The sequence below is a fragment of the Vibrio sp. M260112 genome, assembly GCF_036533775.1.
Classification (GTDB): domain Bacteria; phylum Pseudomonadota; class Gammaproteobacteria; order Enterobacterales; family Vibrionaceae; genus Vibrio.
Window position 1 is genome coordinate 1 of record NZ_JATABH010000107.1, and the last position, 2,869, is coordinate 2,869.

Genomic DNA, 2,869 nt, shown 5'->3' on the forward strand with positions numbered 1-2,869 from the left:
TTCGATCCCCAAAAAGTTAAGGGCGATGCGAGAGCGAGTGAAGCGCTACATTCTGCCAGAGCGAAAAAAACGGCCCAAATCAAGGACCGTTCGTATGAATAAGACTCGCTATCCAGTTCGTTCCAAACACGTTAAGTGATAGGAGTTAAGCCTTAGCTGCCTTTTTGTTATTTCATTTGCTCATCAAGGTTTAGCACGGTGAGTGCATTGCTCACACTTGTGGCGATCACGTCAATCACACCAGTTCGCAACGCTCCAAGTAGCGCAAGCGGTTTACTGTTTTCTGCTGCAATGGCGATAACCTGCGAAATCGGTCGAAACTCGTCAATGCTCAGCCCGATCACTCGATCACTCATCACGGTTGTGGCGGATTGACCATGTATATCAAAGAAATCGTAACCAGCAAAATCGCCAACCACCCCTTGTTGCATCCTTGATTGAACAACTTCCTCGGCAGTAAACCACCCAAGATCAACCATATAACTGTTTTCGCTCATGTCACCAATACCGACCAAGGCAACATCAGCTTTACGTGCCAAGTCTAAGGTTTGTTTGACAGTTGCGTTTTGCATAAAGGCGAGCTTCTGTTCTCGGTTCTCCGCGTAAGCTGGCGCATACAATGTTTCTGAGGTTCCGCCATAGCTTTTGGCAAATTGACGGCAGATGTGGTCGGCATTAAACATCCCCCCACGTGGATGGATACCACCAATACCACATACGAATTTAACGTCTCTTTGCGGAATAACGCCGACATGGTGCGCTACAGCGGAGACATTGCGTCCCTGCCCCACGGTCACAACAGAACCGTTTTGAATCGAGCTCGCCATATATTTCGAGACTAGACCCGCAACCTGCTGACGCTGTTGCTCTTCAACTGGTTGATCCAAGGCGATCAAAGCACGCTTAACACCAAATCGTTCGATAAGACGTTGTTCTATTTTAGCGCTAAAAACTGGGTGATATTTGACCGTGATCTCCACAATACCTTCGTCTCTGGCCTGCTTTAGCATCCGACCAACTTTGGCACGTGAGACAGAGAACTTCTTCGAAATCTCCTCTTGTGTCGCACCATCCTGATAGTAGGCCACTGAGATTTCAGTCAGTAGATCTGCGTTGTCATCCGAAATGTCATTCTGAGATTTGTTCATTGGTGTATTTTCCAAACCAAATAAATCGCACCTAACATGTGCTCACAGCCGTAGCATATGTCACAACCCGCCATTTTGGCAACATTTGCTCAGTGAAATTACAAATTCTCAGCGCGTTTTTTATCCTTCATACACTAGCTTGAACCCTTACTGCTTCTTGGCAAACGTTTAGTTATCCTGCCACCAGTCAGGTTTGAAAAAAATACTTGATGAACATCACTTAAAAGCTCATTCGGCAATTGACTTTCTATCTTTATAAGATAATTATGAACCCATCATTTACTCAGCGTTCGAGCAAATGTTCACAACAAATGTTCATACGTTGAAAATTATTTAGGTTAAGTAAGCTGAGTTGTCCTTAGCGGAAAAATCGACTATTACTTAACTCGCTTGCAATTGCATCCCCATATCATGTCGTGATCTGGGAGCCCAATGAAATAGGATGATCGAAATGAGCAACAAATTAGAGCAACTTCGTAAACTAACGACTGTAGTCGCTGATACTGGTGAAATTGATGCAATCAAAAAATACCAGCCAGAAGACGCAACGACTAACCCTTCTCTGATTCTTAAAGCCGCTCAAATCGAAGAGTACGCGCCTCTAATCGACGCTTCTATCGAATACGCAAAATCTCAAAGCTCTGATAAAGCACAGCAAGTACAAGATACGTGTGACATGCTAGCGGTAAACATCGGTAAAGAAATCCTTAAAACCATTCCAGGTCGTATCTCTACTGAAGTTGATGCACGTCTTTCTTACGACATGGAAGGCAGCGTAGCAAAAGCACGCCAGCTAGTTAAAATGTACAACGATGCAGGCATCACTAACGATCGCATCCTTATCAAGCTAGCGTCTACTTGGGAAGGCATCCGTGCCGCTGAAATCCTAGAAAAAGAAGGCATCAACTGTAACCTTACTCTTCTATTCTCTTTCGCTCAGGCTCGCGCATGTGCTGAAGCTGGCGTATTCCTAATCTCTCCATTCGTTGGTCGCATCATGGACTGGTACAAAGCGAAAGAAGGTCGTGACTTTGAAGCACAAGAAGACCCAGGCGTGTTGTCAGTATCTAAGATCTACAACTACTACAAAGAGTACGGCTACAGCACTGTCGTCATGGGCGCAAGCTTCCGTAACATCGGTGAGATCCTTGAGCTAGCTGGCTGTGACCGTCTGACTATCGCTCCTGCTCTTTTAGCAGAGCTTGAAGCAGCTGAAGGTGAAGTCGTTGAGAAGCTAGTTGATTCTAAAGGTTCAGCAGCGCGTCCAGCAGCAATGACTCACGCTGAGTTCCTATGGGAACACAACCAAGACCCAATGGCTGTTGAGAAGCTTGCAGAAGGTATCCGCAACTTCGCAGTAGACCAAGGCAAACTTGAAGCAATGATTGAAGCGAAGCTTTAATCACCAGAATTTCTAGAGGGGAACGTTTGCGTTCCCCTCTTATTATCCTTTCTTAAGAAACAATCTATTAATCGGTATTTATTATGGATCACTCTCTTCAATCAAGAAAGCATCTAGCAAATGCAATCCGCGCTCTAAGCATGGATGGTGTACAACAAGCTAACTCTGGTCACCCAGGCGCACCTATGGGTATGGCTGATATCGCTGAAGTTCTTTGGCGTTCACACCTAAATCACAACCCAGCTAACCCAGAGTGGGCTGACCGCGACCGTTTCGTCCTTTCTAACGGCCACGGCTCTATGCTGATTTACTCTCTGCT

General features: G+C 45.6%; 2 protein-coding genes and 2 pseudogenes. 3 read left to right on the forward strand and 1 reads right to left on the reverse strand.

Features of this window, described 5'->3' with window-relative positions; translation table 11 throughout:
• A pseudogene (locus QTN95_RS20065) lies at nucleotides 1–139 on the forward strand (IS4 family transposase); the annotation flags it as partial.
• Between the two features lie 28 nt (nucleotides 140–167).
• Here the strand turns inward: QTN95_RS20065 and QTN95_RS20070 are convergent.
• Nucleotides 168–1,148, reverse strand: coding sequence for a sugar-binding transcriptional regulator (locus QTN95_RS20070; RefSeq protein ID WP_138970657.1), 981 nt, complete (start codon nucleotides 1,146–1,148; stop codon nucleotides 168–170).
• A gap of 451 nt (nucleotides 1,149–1,599) precedes the next feature.
• Between QTN95_RS20070 and tal the strand changes: the two genes are divergently transcribed.
• Together tal and QTN95_RS20080 are read left to right on the forward strand one after the other, a co-directional pair.
• Entirely contained in the window at nucleotides 1,600–2,550 is a 951-nt protein-coding gene (gene tal, locus QTN95_RS20075) for a transaldolase (RefSeq protein ID WP_331418756.1), read from the forward strand.
• Between the two features lie 83 nt (nucleotides 2,551–2,633).
• Nucleotides 2,634–2,869, forward strand: a pseudogene (locus QTN95_RS20080) (transketolase); the annotation flags it as partial.